15 protein-coding genes and 1 pseudogene are annotated in these 19,051 nt (G+C 56.1%); 4 read left to right on the top strand and 12 right to left on the bottom strand.

Annotated elements, in window-relative coordinates; translation table 11 throughout:
- Positions 1-103: 103 nt before the first annotated feature.
- The 7 genes and pseudogenes from gltP to nrfA all read right to left on the bottom strand — a co-directional run bounded on the left by gltP (position 104) and on the right by nrfA (position 8,461).
- Positions 104-1,417 carry a glutamate/aspartate:proton symporter GltP gene (gene gltP / locus OGX75_RS18535; RefSeq protein WP_024130825.1) on the bottom strand — a complete coding sequence of 438 codons (1,314 nt, stop codon included), beginning with the start codon at positions 1,415-1,417 and terminating at the stop codon, positions 104-106.
- 346 nt (positions 1,418-1,763) lie between these two features.
- Complete coding sequence (nrfG, locus tag OGX75_RS18530; RefSeq protein ID WP_502873189.1) at positions 1,764-2,495, bottom strand: heme lyase NrfEFG subunit NrfG; 732 nt, start codon at positions 2,493-2,495, stop codon at positions 1,764-1,766.
- A pseudogene (gene nrfF, locus OGX75_RS18525) lies at positions 2,492-4,706 on the bottom strand (heme lyase NrfEFG subunit NrfF). Before nrfF ends, nrfG begins: the two are co-directional and overlap by 4 nt.
- An 18-nt stretch (positions 4,707-4,724) precedes the next feature.
- Positions 4,725-5,681, bottom strand: a complete 957-nt coding sequence (gene nrfD / locus OGX75_RS18520; RefSeq protein ID WP_286451462.1) for a cytochrome c nitrite reductase subunit NrfD — start codon at positions 5,679-5,681, stop codon at positions 4,725-4,727.
- Positions 5,678-6,349 carry a cytochrome c nitrite reductase Fe-S protein gene (gene nrfC / locus OGX75_RS18515; protein WP_012134582.1) on the bottom strand — a complete coding sequence of 224 codons (672 nt, stop codon included), beginning with the start codon at positions 6,347-6,349 and terminating at the stop codon, positions 5,678-5,680. Before nrfC ends, nrfD begins: the two co-directional genes overlap by 4 nt.
- Positions 6,346-6,912 (bottom strand): cytochrome c nitrite reductase pentaheme subunit, encoded by a 567-nt coding sequence (gene nrfB, locus OGX75_RS18510; protein WP_024130827.1) that lies wholly within the window; start codon positions 6,910-6,912, stop codon positions 6,346-6,348. Before nrfB ends, nrfC begins: the two co-directional genes overlap by 4 nt.
- Positions 6,913-7,024: 112 nt before the next feature.
- Positions 7,025-8,461 (bottom strand): ammonia-forming nitrite reductase cytochrome c552 subunit, encoded by a 1,437-nt coding sequence (nrfA, locus tag OGX75_RS18505; protein WP_012134584.1) that lies wholly within the window; start codon positions 8,459-8,461, stop codon positions 7,025-7,027.
- Positions 8,462-8,896: 435 nt separating this feature from the next.
- Between nrfA and acs the strand changes: the two genes are divergently transcribed.
- The 3 genes from acs to actP all read left to right on the top strand — a co-directional run bounded on the left by acs (position 8,897) and on the right by actP (position 12,952).
- On the top strand, positions 8,897-10,855 hold the full coding sequence (gene acs / locus OGX75_RS18500) for an acetate--CoA ligase (RefSeq protein WP_012134587.1): 1,959 nt from the start codon (positions 8,897-8,899) through the stop codon (positions 10,853-10,855).
- A gap of 136 nt (positions 10,856-10,991) precedes the next feature.
- A complete protein-coding gene (locus OGX75_RS18495) occupies positions 10,992-11,306 on the top strand; it encodes a DUF485 domain-containing protein (RefSeq protein ID WP_024130828.1) in 315 nt (104 codons plus the stop codon).
- Positions 11,303-12,952 (top strand): cation/acetate symporter ActP, encoded by a 1,650-nt coding sequence (actP, locus tag OGX75_RS18490; RefSeq protein ID WP_012134589.1) that lies wholly within the window; start codon positions 11,303-11,305, stop codon positions 12,950-12,952. The genes OGX75_RS18495 and actP overlap by 4 nt, the downstream gene beginning before the upstream one ends.
- 39 nt (positions 12,953-12,991) lie before the next feature.
- Here actP and OGX75_RS18485 read toward each other — a convergent pair whose 3' ends face one another.
- Together OGX75_RS18485 and OGX75_RS18480 are read right to left on the bottom strand one after the other, a co-directional pair.
- On the bottom strand, positions 12,992-13,681 hold the full coding sequence (locus OGX75_RS18485) for an LrgB family protein (protein WP_012134590.1): 690 nt from the start codon (positions 13,679-13,681) through the stop codon (positions 12,992-12,994).
- A complete protein-coding gene (locus OGX75_RS18480) occupies positions 13,674-14,084 on the bottom strand; it encodes a CidA/LrgA family protein (RefSeq protein WP_012134591.1) in 411 nt (136 codons plus the stop codon). Before OGX75_RS18480 ends, OGX75_RS18485 begins: the two co-directional genes overlap by 8 nt.
- Positions 14,085-14,187: 103 nt before the next feature.
- Here OGX75_RS18480 and OGX75_RS18475 point away from each other — a divergent pair, with 103 nt between their 5' ends.
- Positions 14,188-15,075, top strand: a complete 888-nt coding sequence (locus OGX75_RS18475; RefSeq protein ID WP_012134592.1) for a LysR family transcriptional regulator — start codon at positions 14,188-14,190, stop codon at positions 15,073-15,075.
- Positions 15,076-15,167: 92 nt separating this feature from the next.
- On the opposite strand, the gene OGX75_RS18470 is transcribed toward OGX75_RS18475, so the two are convergent.
- From OGX75_RS18470 to ghxP, 3 genes are all read right to left on the bottom strand, one after another.
- Positions 15,168-15,662, bottom strand: coding sequence for an REP-associated tyrosine transposase (locus OGX75_RS18470; protein WP_049011572.1), 495 nt, complete (start codon positions 15,660-15,662; stop codon positions 15,168-15,170).
- Between the two features lie 155 nt (positions 15,663-15,817).
- Positions 15,818-17,464: a Na+/H+ antiporter gene (locus tag OGX75_RS18465; RefSeq protein WP_012134595.1), complete on the bottom strand. Its 1,647-nt coding sequence runs from the start codon at positions 17,462-17,464 to the stop codon at positions 15,818-15,820.
- Positions 17,465-17,616: 152 nt separating this feature from the next.
- The gene (gene ghxP / locus OGX75_RS18460) at positions 17,617-18,966 is read right to left on the bottom strand and encodes a guanine/hypoxanthine transporter GhxP (protein WP_024130830.1); all 1,350 of its coding nucleotides are present in this window, start codon (positions 18,964-18,966) and stop codon (positions 17,617-17,619) included.
- Between the last annotated feature and the right edge of the window lie 85 nt (positions 18,967-19,051).

Genomic DNA, 19,051 nt, shown 5'->3' with positions numbered 1-19,051 from the left:
ATGTAATATTGCCGGATGGCGGCGCAAGCGCCTTATCCGGCCTACAGACCACAGCTTCCCGTAGGCCGGATAAGCGTAGCGCCATCCGGCAATCTGTCATGAATTACTGATTCGCGGTCTTATCAAATTTGCCCAATACCTCGCGCTCATACGCCAGCGCTTTCTTACGGTCAAACTTGTGTTCCCACTTGGCGATAACCAGCACCGCCAGCGCATTACCCACCACGTTCAGCGCGGTACGCGCCATATCGAGGATACGGTCAACACCGGCGATAAACGCCAGCCCTTCCAGCGGAATGCCCACGCTACCCAGCGTCGCCAGTAGCACCACGAAGGAAACGCCCGGCACGCCCGCAATCCCTTTCGAGGTGACCATCAGCGTCAGCACCAGTATGATTTCCTGCCACAGCGACAGGTCGATACCGTACAGCTGCGCGATAAAGATCGCCGCAATACTCTGGTACAGCGTTGAGCCATCAAGGTTGAAGGAGTACCCGGTCGGCACCACAAAGCTGGTGATCGACGCCGGAGCGCCATAGGCCTCCATCTTCTCGATAATGCGCGGCAGCACGCTCTCAGAGCTGGCCGTGGAGTAAGCCAGAATCAGTTCATCTTTCAGGATACGAATCAGAATCCAGACGCTCAGACCGCACAGACGCGCCACGATGCCCAACACCACCAGCGCGAAGAACAGAATCGCGAAGTGTACCAGCAGCACCAGTTTCGCCAGCGGCCACAGCGACGCAAAACCAAAGTTCGCCACGGTCACGGCGATCAGCGCAAACACCCCGACCGGCGCGTAACGCATCACCATGTGGGTCACTTTAAACATGGTTTCTGAGATGGAGCGGAACACGGTGACCAGCGGTTCACGGTGAGTCGCAGGCAGGGAAGACAGACCCAGGCCAAACAGCACCGAGAAGAAGATAATCGGCAGCATGTCGCCCTTCGCCATCGACGCGACAATATTGGTCGGAACCAGTGACAAAATCGTGCCCATCAAACCGTGCGCATGGCTTTGTACTTCCGCCGTCGTGCTTTGGTATTTCGAAATATCCACGGTCGCCAGTTGCGACATATCAATCCCGGAACCGGGTTGAAACACGTTCGCCAGTGTAATACCGAGGATAATGGCGACGGTCGTGATCACTTCGAAATAGATAATGGTTTTGGCACCGATACGCCCTAACTGTTTCGCATCGCCGACACCGGCAATACCGACAATCAGGGTGGAGATAACAATCGGAACGACGATCATTTTGATCAGATGGATAAAGATATCACCCGCCGGTGACAGCAGGTTGGCAACCAGCCATTCGCGGCTGTCGCTGTGATAATGCAGATAACTGCCCAGAAGAATACCCAGCACCATGGCCAGCAAAATCTGCCAGGCCAGGCTGATTTTCAAGTTTTTCATAACAACAGACTTCCTCAATGAAGCGCCGTTCTGCATTCAAAAAAGGATGAGAACAGTACATACTGAAAGGGTATGAATTGTGTTGCGTTCGTTTGTGGAGTTTTTTAACGCGCATAATCAGTACCATTTGCATGGCATACTGCGCAACCCTTTCAGAACAGGGCATCTAACTGATTTTATGCATAATAACGCGAGTTTATCGCGATCATCATGAATAACTATTTGTTATGGAAAGATTTTTATTTCCTCAAAAACGAATAATACCTTTCTGGAATTATTTTAACGCCACCGTTCATTCGCTTACTTTTTAAACAGCAAAAACGACACAAATCACAAAAAAACAAAATTATTTCTGACGATTCTGCAACAACTTCGCCATATTAATAGCGTCAATGAGTTGCACGCGATTAACCCTTGGCGAGTTCAAATCCAGTAATTTTTGCCAGAATGCGATGGCCTGCACATAATCAGCCTGCATAAACGCATCAGCGGCCAGCAGCATTAACGCGGTGACTTCCGAAGCATCAAGCGCCAGCGCTTTATCGATCATTTCACGCGTTTCCGGCGTCATATGCTGCCCGGACTGGTAATAGCGCACCGTCGCCAGCGCCGAATAGATCTCCGCGTTTTCTCCCCGCAGGCGCAGCGCCTGCTGATACGCCAGCAGAGCATTGTCATAGGCATTACGCCAGAGGTAGTACTCGCCCAGCGTCGCCCACTGCGCGCTGTCCTGTGGGTTTGCGCGAATCGCCGCCTGCAACGTCAGCAACTGCTTTTCCGCCGTCGGTTCATCGGTAAACGCCCGCAGCGGATCGGCCAGACGCTGCTGCTCCTGGTGAACGGCCTGCCATTTTGACGACGCCAGATAGCCGCCGACGCAAGCCATCACCATGACGATCGCAACGGCCAGCAGCGCTTTCACCGGCAGCGGGCGCGACGGCGCGTCCGAAGCCACAGGCTCCGCCAAATCATGATGCAATTCCTGTTGTAGCTGCGCCGCGTCCTGACCCGCCAGCGCCTGCTGCGCCTGGCGCTGGCTGTGACGCAGCAGCAGTACGCTCACCTGATGCAGACTCATTCACGCCCCTCCTCTTTACGCTGACGCGCTATCACTCGCCACAGCGCTACGCCCACCAGCAGCAACAGCAGGAAAGGCAGCGCCCACAGCAGCAACGTTTGCCCGGTTAGCGCCGGGTTGTAGAGGACAAACTCACCGTAGCGTTCGGTTATCCAGGCGGTGATTTCCTCTTCGCTTTTACCTTCCGCCACCATGGTATAGACCTGATGGCGCATACTGACCGCTACCGGCGCGTTGGATTCCAGCAAGTTTTGATTCTGGCACTGCGGGCAGCGCAGCTGGCTGGCAATAAATAGTGATTTTTCCTGCTGTTGCGCGTTTTCAAAGCGCCAGGTGTCCACAACCTGGGCATGCGTTGCGAAGGTGATGAAAAACAAGATGATAGCCAAGAGTAAACCTATTCTGCCGGATGGCGCTGCGCTTATCTGGCCTACAATGTGTTGCGCACCCCGTACGCCGCCATCCGGCAACACGTTGATTAATTTACTCATCACGCTTCCTCCCACGCCAGCCGCTGAGCGCCGCGCCTGCAATCATCAACAGCCCTCCGCCCCAGATCCAGCGCACGCCGGTCTGGACATACAGGCGCATGGCATAGCGATCCTGCCCGGTTTTTTCGCCCATTACCGCATACCAGTCATGCAGCAGATTCCAGCGAATCCCCGGCTCCATCATCTGCTGACGGCGCGCCGCGTAAAAACGCCGCTCTGGCGTGACGCGCCCGATGTGCCGTTTATCCTGCTCAATGGCGATCTGCGCTTTCTCGGTGGTGTAATTGCCTTTCGCCTCCAGATCGAGACGTTCAAAACGAAACGTGTAGCCTGCCAGTTCCACCTGCTCTCCGGGGCGCAGATTAAGGCTGATTTCGTGCCGACTGCCGCTGGAGAAAATAATCCCGGCGGCGATAATCAGTACGCCGATGTGCGCCAGCAGCGCCGGAAGCTGACAACGCACAGACACTTTCCGGCTTCTGATTGTCGCCAGTACGATAACTAACAGCATCAGTAGCCCAAACGGCAGCGTGGCGCGATTAAAATAGGGCGCGCCGACGGAGAGGCGCCCCCAGCCGAACAGGCCGTAAATCATCGGATAGAGCGTCCCGATAAGCACAATCAGCAGCACGGCGCTAAAAAGCAGCAACGCGGCCAGAATCATCATCTCCCGCGACCAACTGCCAAAACGCGCATTCTGGCGGACTTGCTGGCCTCGCCACGCGTACAACCCGAGCGACGCCAGGCTCAACACGGTAAACAGCGCGAACAGCGGCACCGCACGCACGTTATCCAGCGCAAAGGCATGGACAGAAACCAGAATGCCGGAGCGCACAATCAGCGTGCCCAGCAGGGATAAAATCAGCGTCAGAATCGCCAGCAGCAAAGACCAGTGGCGAAAGATGCCGCGCCGGCGGGAAACGAACAGGCTGTGCAGTAGCGCGCTGGCGGAAAGCCAGGGTAATAAAGAGGCGTTTTCCACCGGGTCCCAGAACCACCAGCCGCCCCAGCCCAGTTCGCAGTACGCCCACCACGACCCGAGAATGATGCCCAGCGTCAGCGCGCACCAGCCGGGGAGCGCCCAGCGCCAGCAGACCCAGGCGGTGGCCGCGCTAAAGCCGCCGCGCAGCAATGACGCCAGCGCAACGCCTGCTGCGACCATCAGGCCGCCATAGCCCAGATAAAGCAGCGGTGGATGGAGAATCAGCCCCAGGTGTTGCAGCATCGGATTGAGATCGCGCCCCTCAATCGCGGGCGGAAAGATACGCACGAACGGGTCCGACCAGACCACGACAAACAGCAGCAGCAGGGCGGTCATCATCGACAGAATACAGAGCGTTAGCGGAAAGAGCGCATCGCGCTCGCCTTTGCACCGCCAGGCGAACAGCGCGCTCCAGCCGGAAAGGAACAGCACCCACAGCAGCAGCGATCCTTCATGACCGCCCCACACCGCCGCCAGTTTTAATCCCCACGGCAGCAGGCTGTAGCTATGCTGTGCAACGTAGACAACCGAAAAATCGCTGGTAAGAAAACAGAAAACCAGAATAGCGAACGCCAGTAATAACAGCGCGAATTGCGCCAGGACGCCGATTATCGCCAGACGTCTGATGCCCTGCCAGCGCTGGCGCAACCCCACCAGCGTGGCAAGTGGGGTCAACACGTTGACCCCAAGACTCAGTAATAATGCCAGAAAACCGGCTTCAGGAAGGAATACGTCCAGAGATCACCCTGCCTAAGCTCACGCGACCGTTAGCTGTCCCGCATAAAGAATGAAAAAGCGCAGCAGCAGGACACCGGTCAGGCTGGCGCCGCATACCGCCAGCACGCCGTGAAACGTCGAACCGCGATTCGCCCAGGGCTTCAGCAGCATTGGCACAATCAGCCCCAGCCCCGCGACGCCAAGCCAGAACCACCATGTCCAGAATCCGCCGCCCAGCGCCGCAGTCAGCGCGCGCATTTTACCGTCATCGCCCAACGCCAGCCCAACGAAGAACGCCGCCAGCAGGAAGATTTCCAGCCAGACGACCGGCGTTTCCATGCGATGCACAAAATGCGCTTCAGTGCTGTGCGGATTGCTGCGATGACGCAAGGCCATCGCAATCAGCGCCACCGCCGCCCCGGAAGAGACCCCCGAGAACAGGAACAGCACCGGCAGGATCGGGTTATTAAGGAACGGATAGGACTTCAGCGCCGACAGCAGGAAGCCGGTATACGCCCCCAGCAGTACCGCCAGCACCAGCATTACCGTCTCAAGCAGGCGATGGAACGGCGTCAGCAGCGTCAACGCTTTCTGCACCATCCCCAGACGCGGCAACCAGCGCTGTTGCAGGGCAAGCACTTCTTTTTCAAAGATTTTCGCCAGCCACAGAACCAGCACCACCATATAGAGCTGGAACAGCATGACGCCCATCGACATCACCGACGTGAAGCTGTAGTGGAACATCAGTTTCCAGAAGGTCCACGGGCGCGTCAGGTGAAAGATCAGGATCAGCAGGCCAAGAATAATTGCCCCCGGCCCCACCACCAGCGTCGTACGCAGCAGCGTGCTGTCCGCCCCGCCCGCTTCCGGGTGAATGCGGCGCAGCAAAATAGCCAGCGTCACTAACCCGGCAGAAATACCAATCAGAAACAGATAGATGGCGATGGGCCAGTCCCACACCAGCGATTCAAAATGGAAAGCAGAAGCGTGCGTCATTGGCTCACCTCCCCAAATTTAAAGGGAACGCGGTAGACTTTCGGTTTCGTACCCAGCGCCAGCTTGTAGCGGTAGGTGGTTTTCTGCCGCAGCAGACGAGAGATGTCGCTGTTGGGATCGTCCAGGTTGCCAAACGTCAGCGCCTTTGTCGGGCAGGACTCGACGCAGGCGGGCAACTTACCCGCTTTCAGGTTGGTTTTCCGGCAGAAATCGCACTTATCCGCCGTCTTGCTGACCGGATGGATAAAGCGTACGCGATAAGGACACGCCGCAATGCAATACTGGCAGCCGACGCACAGATCCGGGTTCACATCGACGATACCGCTGGCGGCATCGCGGAATGAGGCCCCGGTCGGGCAAACATCGACGCAGGGCGCATGATCGCAGTGCTGGCACGAATGACGGAAGAATTGATACTTCACGTCAGGAAACGTCCCCTGCGGCTCGCTGCGGATAATCGTCAGACGCGACACGCCCTCCGGCACCTGGTTCACTTCCCGACAGGCATCCATGCAGGCGGTACAGCCGATGCATAATGACTCATCATGCACCATGCCGTAACGCACGCCGTTGATATTCAACGTTTTCGCCACCACGCGTCCTGCTGTTCCGCTGACCGCCACCAGCGCGCCGACGCGGGTGATAAACTGGCGACGAGAGCAACTCATGGATGCTCCTTAAGCAAGGGAACGGACGCCGGGTTAAAGTGCGGATTAGTGCGCTGATCGCTGTGGCAATCGACGCAAATCTTAATCCGTCCTTTCTCATTGAGCGTCTGCATCGTGTCTTGCTGTGGATGCAGCGAGTGACAGCTGGCGCACGCCACTTTAGTCACATGGACATCATGCGGCCAGAACGCTTTTTGCAGCTGCTCAGGCAGGTGGCAGGACATACAGACGCTGTTCTGCTGCTCTACCGTATACATCGGGTCGTTAAAGCGCATCACATCTTTCACCCCTTCGCGGTGTTTAGGCGATGGCTGACCGTGACAGTTGGTGCACGTAACCGGCAGCTTGTTGTTCGGGTTAACGACAGAAGCGTGCTTACCGTGCATACCCTCGGTATCCGGCTTGTGGCAATCCAGACAAGCAGCATCTGGATTACGCTGCTGGGTGACCGTCCAGCGTTGCTCTGAGTCCTGCGGCGTTGGGGTAGCGGTTATCCCACACAGGCTCCAGAACAGACCTGACGCCAGCACCCCAGCAGTTAATAACGAACGTAATACGCTCATATTCACTCCGTTGCATAATGCCTGATGGCGCTACGCTTATCAGGCCTACAAGACTTCCGTAGGCCGGATAAAGCGCTTGCGCTGCCATCCGGCAAATTTGTCACATGTGAGGTTATTGGCTTAACAGACCGTTTTTACGCGCCTGATCTTCCCATTGCGGAATCACCGTCTTGATGAAGTCCTGCTTCTCGGCGTTGATTTGCTGCATGTTCAAACCAATCGCTTTCTGGGCTTTCTCTTTGGTGGAGATATCCGGCAGCGGGATTTCATGAGTGATGCCTTTACTGCCCAGCAGACGCACCAGTTTGGTACGGGCATCCGCCGCTTTATCCATCGCACCGCCCAGCATACGCAGACCTTCATCCGGGGCATGCATATGGATGCCGTGCGAGGCAATCGCCAGATCCCAGCGCCACTGCGCATGACGGATATCGTCCAGAATCGGTTTCATTTCCGCTTCTGTCGCGCCCGCATCCCACGCCGCTTTCGCTTCGAAATGCGCGTGTACTAACTGATCTTCAACCTTGATTTTCAGGTCATGAATCGCCTGTTTACGCTCAGCAACCACTTTTTGCAGGGAGGCTTTATCCTGGGTGTGGCAGTTGGCGCAGGTCTGGGCGAAGTTATCAAACGGATTGCCAATCTTATGGTCGGTGTAGAGTTTGCCTTCGGCGTTCTGCACTTTCGGCATGTGACAATCAATACAGGTCACGTTGTTCTTGCCGTGAATGCCCACGCTCCAGGTTTCATATTCCGGGTGCTGCGCTTTCAGCATTGGCGTTTTCGACAGCGGGTTTGTCCAGTCAGAGAAGGCGATGGCGTCATAATATTTCTCCATATCCTCGACTTTTGTCCCCTCATCCCACGGGAATTTGACGGCTTTGTTTTTACCGTCAAAGTAGTACTCCACATGGCACTGCCCGCACACCATAGATTGCTGGTCAAAACGGCTGGCTTTATCAAACGGTTTGCCGATGGTTTCCATCGCGCGCTCGGCATAAGGACGGGAGAGCGTTAACGCCGGTTTGCCTTTGGCGAAATCGTCTGAGGCGGTGTTATGGCAGTCGGCGCAACCCAGGGCATTGACGATTTCCGGGCCGCCGCGCGCCCATTTACCGTGGAAGTAGCCATCTTCGCCATCTTTCTGGATCAGACGCGCCACATCCGGGCTTTTACAGCTCCAGCAGGCCATCGGCAATGGGCCATCTTCGGCATTTTTCGGTGCGCCGGTACGCAGGGTTTCACGCACATCGGTAACCGCATAAGCGTGCCCGCGCGGCTTATTGTAGTCACGCGAGAAGGGGTATCCCGCCCACAGGATCACCAGACGCGGGTCTTCTGCCAGCGCATCTTCACGCGTTGACTGTTCTGACGTCGCTTTCCATGAGAGATATTGATCGGGATGCTGAGGGGCGAAGGTTTCATTCTTCGCTTCAACGGTGACGGTCTTTGCGGGAACGGACGTTTGTTCAGCGTATACAGAGGAAATGAAAAAAAACGGTAATATCAGGCTGAAGAAACGGCGTGCGCGTAATATTGTCCTTGCCATAGAGGTCTCATCCAGATTGCGCCATTGCCTTCAATGGCGGTTCTTTATTTTGTTTTTCCACAACAGCAACCGCACGAATACTGTCATGACATTGCTCCCCTCTATGTGTAACAAAAAACCCCATTAAAAATGTTGTCTTTAATCAATTGTAAGTGCATGTAAAATACCACTTTAGAGTTATACACCCCTCCTTAAACCTACTCCTTTCGTTAGCATTCGACGCGGATCACTTTTTCAACAACTCGCCTGTAACTGCATGTTATCGCGGGTATTAATCCATTTTTGCGAGATTCCTTCAAAAATCACTTTGCCGTTTATTTGCACAGTTCCGTTATTGCGTGATCTGCCGCGCAAATACTAAACAAAACTGCCAAAGCCCCTACATTTAACTTTTGTGAGACATATTATTAACATCTTACAAGGAGAACAAAAGCCATGAGCCAAATACATAAACACGCTATTCCCGCAAACATTGCGGATCGTTGCCTGATAAACCCGGAGCAGTATGAGGCGAAATATCAACAATCTATTAACGAGCCAGATACCTTTTGGGGTGAACAGGGAAAGATTCTCGACTGGATTACACCGTATAAAAAAGTGAAGAACACCTCCTTTGCGCCCGGCAACGTGTCGATTAAATGGTATGAAGATGGCACGCTGAACCTGGCGGCAAACTGCCTTGACCGCCATCTGCAAGAAAACGGCGACCGTACCGCCATCATCTGGGAGGGCGATGACGCCACCCAGAGCAAACACATTTCATATCGCGAATTGCATCGCGATGTTTGTCGTTTCGCCAATACGCTGCTGGAGCTGGGCATTAAGAAAGGCGACGTCGTGGCTATTTATATGCCGATGGTGCCGGAAGCGGCGGTGGCGATGCTGGCCTGCGCGCGCATTGGCGCGGTGCATTCGGTGATCTTCGGCGGCTTCTCGCCGGAAGCGGTTGCCGGGCGAATCATCGACTCCAGCTCACGTCTGGTGATCACCGCCGATGAAGGCGTGCGTGCCGGACGCGGCATCCCGCTGAAAAAGAACGTCGATGATGCGCTGAAAAACCCGAATGTGAACAGCGTTGAACATGTGGTGGTTTTAAAACGTACTGGCGGGAAAGTCGACTGGCATGAAGGCCGCGATCTGTGGTGGAGCGACGTGATTGAGAAATCCAGCGCTGACCATCAGCCGGAAGAGATGAATGCGGAAGACCCACTGTTTATCCTCTACACCTCCGGTTCAACCGGCAAGCCAAAAGGCGTGCTGCATACCACCGGCGGCTATCTGGTCTATGCCGCCACCACCTTTAAGTATGTCTTTGACTATCACCCGGACGATATCTACTGGTGCACCGCAGACGTAGGCTGGGTGACCGGGCACAGCTACCTGCTGTATGGGCCGCTGGCCTGCGGCGCAACCACCCTGATGTTTGAAGGCGTGCCAAACTGGCCGACGCCCGCGCGGATGGCGCAGGTGGTGGATAAGCACCAGGTTACTATTCTCTACACCGCCCCAACCGCTATTCGCGCTCTGATGGCGGAAGGCGATAAGGCGATTGAAGGCACCGATCGCTCTTCGCTGCGCATCCTCGGTTCCGTCGGCGAACCGATCAACCCGGAAGCGTGGGAATGGTACTGGAAGAAGATCGGTAACGAAAAATGCCCGGTAGTGGACACCTGGTGGCAGACCGAAACCGGTGGATTCATGATCACGCCGCTGCCCGGCGCGACTGAACTGAAAGCCGGTTCCGCCACGCGTCCGTTCTTTGGCGTGCAGCCCGCGCTGGTGGATAACGAAGGCCACCCGCAGGAAGGGGCGACCGAAGGCAATCTGGTGATTACCGACTCCTGGCCGGGTCAGGCGCGTACCCTGTTTGGCGATCACGAGCGTTTTGAGCAGACCTACTTCTCTACCTTCAAAAACATGTATTTCAGCGGCGACGGCGCGCGTCGTGATGAAGATGGTTACTATTGGATCACCGGGCGCGTCGATGACGTACTGAACGTTTCCGGCCATCGTCTGGGCACGGCGGAGATTGAATCCGCGCTGGTGTCGCATCCGAAGATTGCTGAAGCCGCGGTGGTCGGTATTCCGCACAACATCAAAGGCCAGGCCATCTACGCCTATGTCACGCTGAATCACGGCGAAGATCCGTCGCCGGAGCTGTATACCGAAGTACGCAACTGGGTACGTAAAGAAATTGGCCCGCTGGCAACACCGGACGTGCTGCACTGGACAGACTCACTGCCGAAAACGCGTTCCGGCAAAATCATGCGCCGTATTTTGCGCAAAATCGCAGCGGGCGATACCAGCAATCTGGGCGATACCTCAACCCTCGCCGATCCTGGCGTGGTCGAGAAACTGCTCGAAGAGAAGCAGGCCATCGCAATGCCTTCATAACCCTAACCGTGAAATGCCCGATGGCGCGCTGCTTATCGGGCCTACAGGTTCAACATCGCTTGTAGGCCGGATAAGGCTTCAGCCGCCATCCGGCAAAATCAAAAAATCCCCCTACCTTATCTCTGGAGACTCTGTGATGAATGACAATATTTATCAACGGATAGAAGACAGTGCGCGTTTCAGGGAGTTAGTCGAAAAACGGCAACGGTTTGCCACCATCCTGTCGGTCATCATGCTGGCGGTTTATATCAGCTTTATTCTACTGATTGCCTTCGCGCCGGGCTGGCTGGGCACTCCGCTACACGCCGGCACCAATGTCACCCGGGGTATTCCAATTGGGGTGGGCGTCATTCTGATCTCCTTCATCCTGACCGGTATTTACATCTGGCGGGCGAATGGTGAATTCGACCGTCTTAACAACGCCGTACTGCACGAGGTTAAAGCATCATGAAGAGAGTCCTGACGGCGCTTGCCGCCACACTACCCTTCGCTGCAAACGCAGCGGATGCCATTAGCGGTGCAGTAGAACGCCAGCCAACCAACTGGCAGGCAATCGTTATGTTCCTGATTTTCGTGGTGTTTACGCTCGGCATCACCTACTGGGCCTCTAAACGCGTCCGTTCACGCAGCGACTATTACACGGCAGGCGGGAATATTACCGGCTTCCAGAATGGGCTGGCGATCGCCGGCGACTATATGTCCGCCGCGTCGTTCCTCGGGATTTCCGCTCTGGTGTTCACCTCCGGCTACGACGGGCTGATCTACTCCCTTGGCTTCCTGGTGGGCTGGCCTATCATTCTGTTCCTGATCGCTGAGCGCTTGCGTAACCTGGGTCGCTATACCTTTGCCGACGTCGCCTCTTACCGACTGAAACAGGGGCCGATCCGCATTCTGTCTGCCTGTGGTTCGCTGGTGGTGGTGGCGCTTTACCTCATCGCCCAGATGGTGGGGGCAGGTAAACTGATCGAGCTGTTGTTCGGTCTGAACTACCACATCGCGGTCGTGCTGGTAGGCGTTCTGATGATGATGTACGTCCTGTTCGGCGGCATGCTGGCAACGACATGGGTACAGATTATCAAAGCCGTACTGCTGCTGTTCGGCGCCAGCTTTATGGCCTTTATGGTCATGAAGCACGTCGGCTTCAGCTTCAACAACCTGTTCACCGAAGCGATGGCGGTACACCCGAAAGGTTCAGCCATTATGAGCCCTGGCGGTCTGGTCAACGACCCGATCTCCGCGCTGTCATTAGGCCTGGGTCTGATGTTCGGTACGGCAGGCTTACCGCACATTCTGATGCGTTTCTTTACCGTCAGCGATGCCCGCGAAGCGCGTAAGAGCGTGTTTTACGCCACTGGCTTTATGGGCTATTTCTACATCCTGACCTTTATTATCGGCTTTGGCGCAATCATGCTGGTCGGCGCTAACCCGGAGTATAAAGATGCCGCAGGCGCGTTAATCGGCGGCAACAACATGGCGGCGGTTCATCTGGCGAACGCGGTAGGCGGCAACCTGTTCCTCGGCTTTATCTCTGCGGTGGCCTTCGCAACGATCCTGGCGGTCGTGGCCGGTCTGACGCTGGCAGGCGCATCGGCGGTATCTCACGACCTGTACGCGAACGTGTTTCGTAAAGGCGCGACCGAACGCGAAGAATTGCGGGTATCGAAAATTACCGTACTGGTGCTGGGCGTAATTGCCATCATTCTGGGCGTGCTGTTTGAAAACCAGAATATCGCCTTCATGGTCGGCCTGGCGTTTGCCATCGCGGCGAGCTGCAACTTCCCAATCATCCTGCTCTCCATGTACTGGTCGAAGCTGACCACGCGCGGCGCGATGATGGGCGGCTGGTTAGGCCTGGTGACGGCTGTCGTGCTGATGGTTCTCGGCCCAACGATTTGGGTGCAAATCCTCGGCCACGAAAAAGCCATCTTCCCGTATGAGTATCCGGCGCTGTTCTCCATCAGCGTTGCCTTTATTGGGATCTGGTTCTTCTCCGCTACCGATAATTCTGCGGAAGGTAATCGCGAGCGTGAGCAGTTCCGCGCCCAGTTCATCCGTTCCCAGACCGGGTACGGCGTTGAGCAAGGCCGCGCGCATTAATTCAGCGCACTCCTCCGGCCCTCGGGTCGGAGGACAACATCAGAACATCACTTTTGCGACCAGCGGCGCCGCCAGCACCATCATCACACCGGACAGCATCATCACCAGACTGGCGACGACGCCCTCCTGCTGACCCAGTTCATACGAACGCGCCGTACCGGCCCCATGTGATGCCGCGCCAAACCCGGCCCCTTTCGCCATTCCTTCACGAATAGACAGGCGCAAAAACAGCGCATCGCCAACCGCCATCCCGAACACGCCGGTCACCACCACAAAGAGCGCCACTAAATCCGGCTGACCGCCCAGCGGCTCTGCCGCCGCCAGCGCAAATGGCGTGGTGACGGAACGCACGGCCAGGCTGCGCTGAATCTCATCCGGCAGCGTAAACAAGCGCGCCAGCCAGACGGAACTGGTGACCGCCACCACGGTTGCCGTTACCACGCCCGCCGTCAGCGACATCCAGTGGCGTTTAATGATGGCGAGATTATCGTAAACCGGAACGGCAAACGCGATGGTCGCCGGGCCTAACAACCACAGCAGCCAGTGCGATTCGCCAATGTAGTTCTGCCAGGAGATATGGCCAAACACCAGTATCAATACCAACAGCGCGGGCGTGAGCACCAGCGGCATCAACGGCAGCTTACGAAAGCGACGGTACAGCCGCTTATTGACGAAATAGATCCCCAGCGTGATGACCAGGCACAGTACGCTTAGCTGAAAATTACTCACGGTTTACCCTGCTCATCTCATAGCGGTATACGTTATCCACCACCCATGCGGTTGCGCCAAGCACCATCAGCGTGCTGATCGCAATCACGGCGAAGATGCGCCAGCCGTCCATCAACAGCAGTTGCGCATAGTTAACGACCGCCACCACGGCGGGGACAAAGAACAGCAGCATTTCCGCCAGCAGCCAGCGTGCGCCCGCGCGAACCCAGTTAAGCGGGATCACCCGACAGACAATCAGCGCCAGCATCAGCGCCATCCCAACCAGATTGGCGGGAAGCGGCAGATGCAGCCATGAAACAAGATATTGAGCAAAAACAAATAAACCTGCATACAGCAGTACCTGAACCGGTATCTGGAGTCGTTGCATAACAGCAGGCGTAACGCGGCTTATCGCCACAGCCATGAGGGAATGTCCTGAAAAATAAAACGGAACGCCAGTATAGAGAGCGCCCGTCCGCTACTGAAATGAATTAAACTCATTGCAGGCATAGTCTTAAGGAATAATCATGGATATCAGAACGCTGCGTTATTTTGTCGAGGTGGTGCGCCAGCAGAGTTTCACCCGCGCAGCGGAGAAGTTATTTGTCACTCAGCCCACCATCAGCAAGATGCTGAAGAATCTGGAAGATGAGCTTAATTGCACGCTGCTGATCCGCGATGGGCGACGTCTGCTGCTGACGGATACCGGGCGCGTGGTGTTCGAGCGCGGCCTGGCGATCCTTGCTGAATTTCGCCAGCTGGAAGCGGAGCTGGGCGATATTAACCATCTCAATAAAGGGCTGCTGCGGCTTGGCATCCCGCCGATGGTCGGCATGCTGATGGCCGGGCCGATTAGCCTGTTTCGCCAGCGTTATCCGGGTGTGGAACTGAAGATTGCAGAATTTGGCGGTTTGACGGTACAGCAGGCGGTAATGAACGGCGAGCTGGATGTGGCGATGACCGCGCTGCCAGTGGAGGAAGAGAGCGGGCTGACGACCTTGCCGCTGTTCAGCCACCCGCTATGCGTGCTGGTGCCGCGTTCCGGTAAGTGGATGGCGTGCGAGTCGATTTCCCCCGAAGCGCTGGCGGAGCATCCCCTGCTTATCTACAACGAAGATTTTGCGTTGAATCGCCAGTTGATGCGGCTTTTTAAGCAGCATGATGTGAAGCCGCGTATTGCGGTACGCAGCGGTCAGTGGGATTTCCTGGCCGCTATGGTACAGGCTGGCGTCGGAATTGCGATTTTGCCGGAACCGATTTGCCAACGGCTGGATAAACAAACCCTGCGTTGGCTCCCGCTGGAGAGTGATTTACGCTGGCAGTTGGGCATGATCTGGCGCGAAGGCGTTTATTTGTCCCACAGCGCCAGAGCGTGGTTGACGTGTTGCGAAGGGTTCTGGTTAACGCAGGAATAACGCCTCGCTCGCCGGATGGCGGCGCAAGCGCCTTATCCGGCCTACGGGAGTACATTTTTGTAGGCCCGGTAAGCAAAGCGCCACCGGGCAATTTAATCACCGCGTTCACCAACATTAAGCCCGGTAATCTCTCCCGCCCAATCCGCAGGGTATATCCCGTGGCGAACATCGCGATGAAATGTTGAAAAGGGCCAATCCTTTACCTGTTTAACCCAGGCATGTTTAACCGGATTGATATAACTATAATCAACATGCTGGCGATAATCGTATTCATCCCGAATCGTGTGTTCCCAGAATCGAGGTTGCCAGACCTGACGCAAACCCAGCGATTTAGAGAAATGTTTTTTAATTTCGCGCCAGCGAGAGGAGAAATCGTGCTCGTTTTCAGGAAGGGTCCATACACAATGCATATGTTCGGGTAATACAACCCAGGCGTTGATATGAAAAGGTTTACGCTGTTTAACGCTGGCGATGGCATGACGAAGCGCATGGATATGGGACGTAAGAAGACCGCTTTTACGATCCTGAAGATTAACGGTGAAAAACCACGTTCCACCATTAATGTAATAACGACGATAGTTGGACATGTTGGCTCCTTTTCTCCGAGCGTAGAGGGAAAAGGAGAAAGCCAGCAATGAGCAGAGGTAAATTCAGGAAAACGGCTCGCAAAATTGTTGCGCCGCCAGGCAATATCGCCCCCTGTAGGCCCGGTAAGCGAAGCGCCACCGGGCGATACGGGTGCTTACTGATTCTCGATCAACAATGCTTCCAGCAAATCCAGGTCATGCAGCAGTTTTTGCAGGGTTTCGTTACTGATCTCACGCGTCGCGCGCAGGTGGTACAATTCTGCACGTTCCGAGCGTAGCGCCGCCAGGCGGAAGCGCCGTTCGAGGTTCTCTTCCTGCATTGAGCTTTCCACATCGTTACGCCCATCGGCGCGGCGACGCAAATTACCAATCACACGGGAGCTGACCTCGGTGAGCAACTGGTTATCGATGTTCTCTTCGGTATCCGCCGCCAGACGTTCTTCCATCTTCTGAATCGCGACAATCGCCACTTCCGCCGTGGCGGCGCGGGCGATTCGCTCCTCTTTCTGCTGCTGTGAGTGATCGCCCACTTCCAGATGTTGCAGCAGAATCGGCAGCATCACGACCCCCACAAACAGCGAGAACAAAATCACGCCCGCCGCAAGGAATACCAGCTCATAGCGCGCCGGGAAGCCGTTACCATCCGGCAACAATAGCGGGATAGAGAGCACACCGGCCAGCGTAATCGCCCCGCGTACCCCCGCAAAGGAGGCGATGAGGACTTCACGCATCGTCCAGGCGCCAAACTCCATCGGCTTTTTCTTCAGGAAGCGATTACTGAAGTTCTTCATCGTCCACAGCCAGCCAAAGCGCACCAGCATCAGCGCGGCATAAATCAGCACGATATCGGTGAACAGCATCCAGGTTTCAACGTTGGGATCGGCTTCCGCCGCCACCAGCGACGACTCCAGAATCCCTGGCAGTTGCAGACCCAACAGCAGAAAGACCATGCCGTTAAAGACAAACTCCAACATCGCCCAGGTGCTGTTGGCGCGCAGACGCATCGCCAGCGGCGCGCGGCGCATAACGCCGGAACGGGTGATGGTCATCCCGGCCGCCACAGCGGCAAGAATGCCGGATACGCCGATATGTTCCGCAATCAGGTAGGAGGCGAACGGCAGCAGGAACAGCAAGACGATTTGCGTCGCTGGCTCATCCCCGCCCCAACGGCTCAGGAAACGCAGGGAGCGACCGTATAACCAACTGACGACAAAGCCCGCCAGAATACCGCCCACTGCGACTTTAAAGAACTCCACCGTCGCCCCGCCGACGGTAAACACCATCGTCCCCATCGCCACAGCGACGGCAAATTTCAACGACACCAGGCCGGACGCGTCGTTCATCAACGCCTCGCCTTGCAGGATGCCCATAATTTTCTTCGGAATGCGCCCCTCGCCGACAATGCCGGAAAGCGCAACCGCATCGGTCGGCGACAGTACGGCAGCCAGCGCGAAGGCCGGTATCAGCGGAATACCCGGCACCAGCCAGTAAATCATAAAGCCAATTCCGACCACCGTGACCAGCACCAGCGCCAGCGCCAGGCCGAAAATCTCTCGCCCATGTTCGAGAAACTCCCGGGTCGGCGTTTTCCAGCCGTCTGCGAACAACAGCGGCGGAATAAACAGCACCAGGAACAGTTCAGGGTCAAATTCCACATGTAAACCAAACGTCGGCCATGCCAGCAGCGCGCCAATGGCGATTTGCATGAGGGGTAAAGGAAGCTGGAAGGGCAATACACGAGTAAATACCCCCGACAGCGAGACCACAAGGGTCATGATGAGTATTGTGAAGAAGATTTCCATGCGTTCCCTGTTTGCGATATTTCTTATGTTTTAAAACGTGAGGCGTCGTGCCTCAATTCTATCTTCCTCAGAGTAACGCAAAAGACAACGGGATGTGTCCTGAAAATAAAAACGGGCGGCAAAAGCCACCCGTTTTTAGAGGACGCCAGGAATCAGATAGCCCAGCCGCCCGCATAGAAGGCGACCAGCGCTACGGCAATTACCACGGTGCCGACGTTCAGCTTACGCCATTCGCCCGACACAATGCGGCCGATCACCAGCGTAGCAAAACCAATCATAATGCCGGTTACGATGTTGCAGGTCAGGACGATAAACACCGCCGTGATCAGACCCGCCATCGCATCCACAAAGTCAGCGAAGTCGATTTTCGCCACGTTGCTCAGCATTAGCAGGCCGACGTACATCAGCGCGGGCGCGGTCGCGTAGACCGGAACCAGATAAGAGAGCGGAGAGAGGAACAGGATCAGCAGGAACAGGACGCCGACGGTGATCGCCGTCAGACCCGTTTTACCGCCTGCCGCCGTACCCGCCGCCGATTCAATGTATACCGCCGCAGGCGCTGCGCCAACCAGACCAGAGAACACGCTGCTCAGGGAGTCGGTGGTCAGCGCTTTGCCGCCATCGATAATCTGCCCGTCTTTATCCAGCAGGTTCGCCTGGCCAGCGACCGCGCGAATCGTGCCGGTGGCGTCGAAAACAGCGGTCATCACCAGCGCCAGCACGCTCGGCAGGACGATCGGGTTCAGCGCGCCCATAATATCCAGGCTGCCAATCAGCGAGTTGCCGTGTTCATCACTTAAAGACGGCATAGCAAAAAAGCCGGAGAAATGGACGGATGGATCGAAGATCAAACCCACAACCGAAATACCAATAATGGTCAGCAGAATGCCGCCCGGCACCTTCAGTTTTTCCAGGCCGATAATGACCGCCAGACCAATCAGCGACATGATAACCGGGAAAGAATCAAAGTTACCCAGCGCGACCGGCAGACCGTCCAGCGGGTTCTTAATCACCAGACCCACGCCATTCGCGGCGATCAGCAACAGGAACAGGCCGATACCGATGCCGGTGCCGTGCGCCACGCCATGCGGCAGGTTGCGCAGGATCCAGCTACGGATACCGGTCGCCGAGATGATGGTAAACAGCACGCCCATCAGGAATACCGCACCCAGCGCAACCGGAACGCTAATGTGCTGACCCAGCACCAGGCTAAACGCGGTGAAGGCGGTCAGCGAGATGGCGCAACCGATAGCCAACGGCAGGTTCGCCCACAGACCCATAACAATAGAACCGACGCCAGCCACCAGGCAGGTCGCCACAAATACGGCGGCAGGCGGGAATCCGGCTTTACCCAGCATCCCCGGAACCACGATAACGGAGTAGACCATCGCCAGGAAAGTCGTTAATCCGGCAACCACTTCCTGACGGACGGTGCTTCCACGGTGTGAAATTTTAAACCAGGCGTCGAGTGAACCGCCGGTACGCGCTGAAGGCGTAGACATAGAAAACATCCCCTGAGAGTTTATTTTTCGTCGAGTATGCGTGGTGGACAATCCACTGCCAGCGAAACGTCATCTCCTTGTGCTA

Origin of the sequence: Citrobacter sp. CK199 (assembly GCF_030333285.1) — a bacterium.
In the GTDB taxonomy this organism is placed as follows: Bacteria; Pseudomonadota; Gammaproteobacteria; order Enterobacterales; family Enterobacteriaceae; genus Citrobacter_B; species Citrobacter_B koseri.
The sequence above is the reverse complement of the archived record's forward strand: the minus strand, read 5'-3'. Positions and strand labels throughout refer to the sequence as shown.

Coding starts and splice junctions, on each gene's coding strand:
- gltP (WP_024130825.1), bottom strand. CDS start 1,417: ATGAAAAACTTGAAAATCAGCCTGGCCTGGCAGATTTTGCTGGCCATG.
- actP (WP_012134589.1), top strand. CDS start 11,303: ATGAAGAGAGTCCTGACGGCGCTTGCCGCCACACTACCCTTCGCTGCA.
- OGX75_RS18470 (WP_049011572.1), bottom strand. CDS start 15,662: ATGTCCAACTATCGTCGTTATTACATTAATGGTGGAACGTGGTTTTTC.
- OGX75_RS18475 (WP_012134592.1), top strand. CDS start 14,188: ATGGATATCAGAACGCTGCGTTATTTTGTCGAGGTGGTGCGCCAGCAG.
- OGX75_RS18495 (WP_024130828.1), top strand. CDS start 10,992: ATGAATGACAATATTTATCAACGGATAGAAGACAGTGCGCGTTTCAGG.
- nrfC (WP_012134582.1), bottom strand. CDS start 6,349: ATGAGTTGCTCTCGTCGCCAGTTTATCACCCGCGTCGGCGCGCTGGTG.
- acs (WP_012134587.1), top strand. CDS start 8,897: ATGAGCCAAATACATAAACACGCTATTCCCGCAAACATTGCGGATCGT.
- nrfB (WP_024130827.1), bottom strand. CDS start 6,912: ATGAGCGTATTACGTTCGTTATTAACTGCTGGGGTGCTGGCGTCAGGT.
- nrfA (WP_012134584.1), bottom strand. CDS start 8,461: ATGGCAAGGACAATATTACGCGCACGCCGTTTCTTCAGCCTGATATTA.
- OGX75_RS18465 (WP_012134595.1), bottom strand. CDS start 17,464: ATGGAAATCTTCTTCACAATACTCATCATGACCCTTGTGGTCTCGCTG.
- nrfD (WP_286451462.1), bottom strand. CDS start 5,681: ATGACGCACGCTTCTGCTTTCCATTTTGAATCGCTGGTGTGGGACTGG.
- OGX75_RS18480 (WP_012134591.1), bottom strand. CDS start 14,084: ATGGCTGTGGCGATAAGCCGCGTTACGCCTGCTGTTATGCAACGACTC.
- ghxP (WP_024130830.1), bottom strand. CDS start 18,966: ATGTCTACGCCTTCAGCGCGTACCGGCGGTTCACTCGACGCCTGGTTT.
- nrfG (WP_502873189.1), bottom strand. CDS start 2,495: ATGAGTCTGCATCAGGTGAGCGTACTGCTGCTGCGTCACAGCCAGCGC.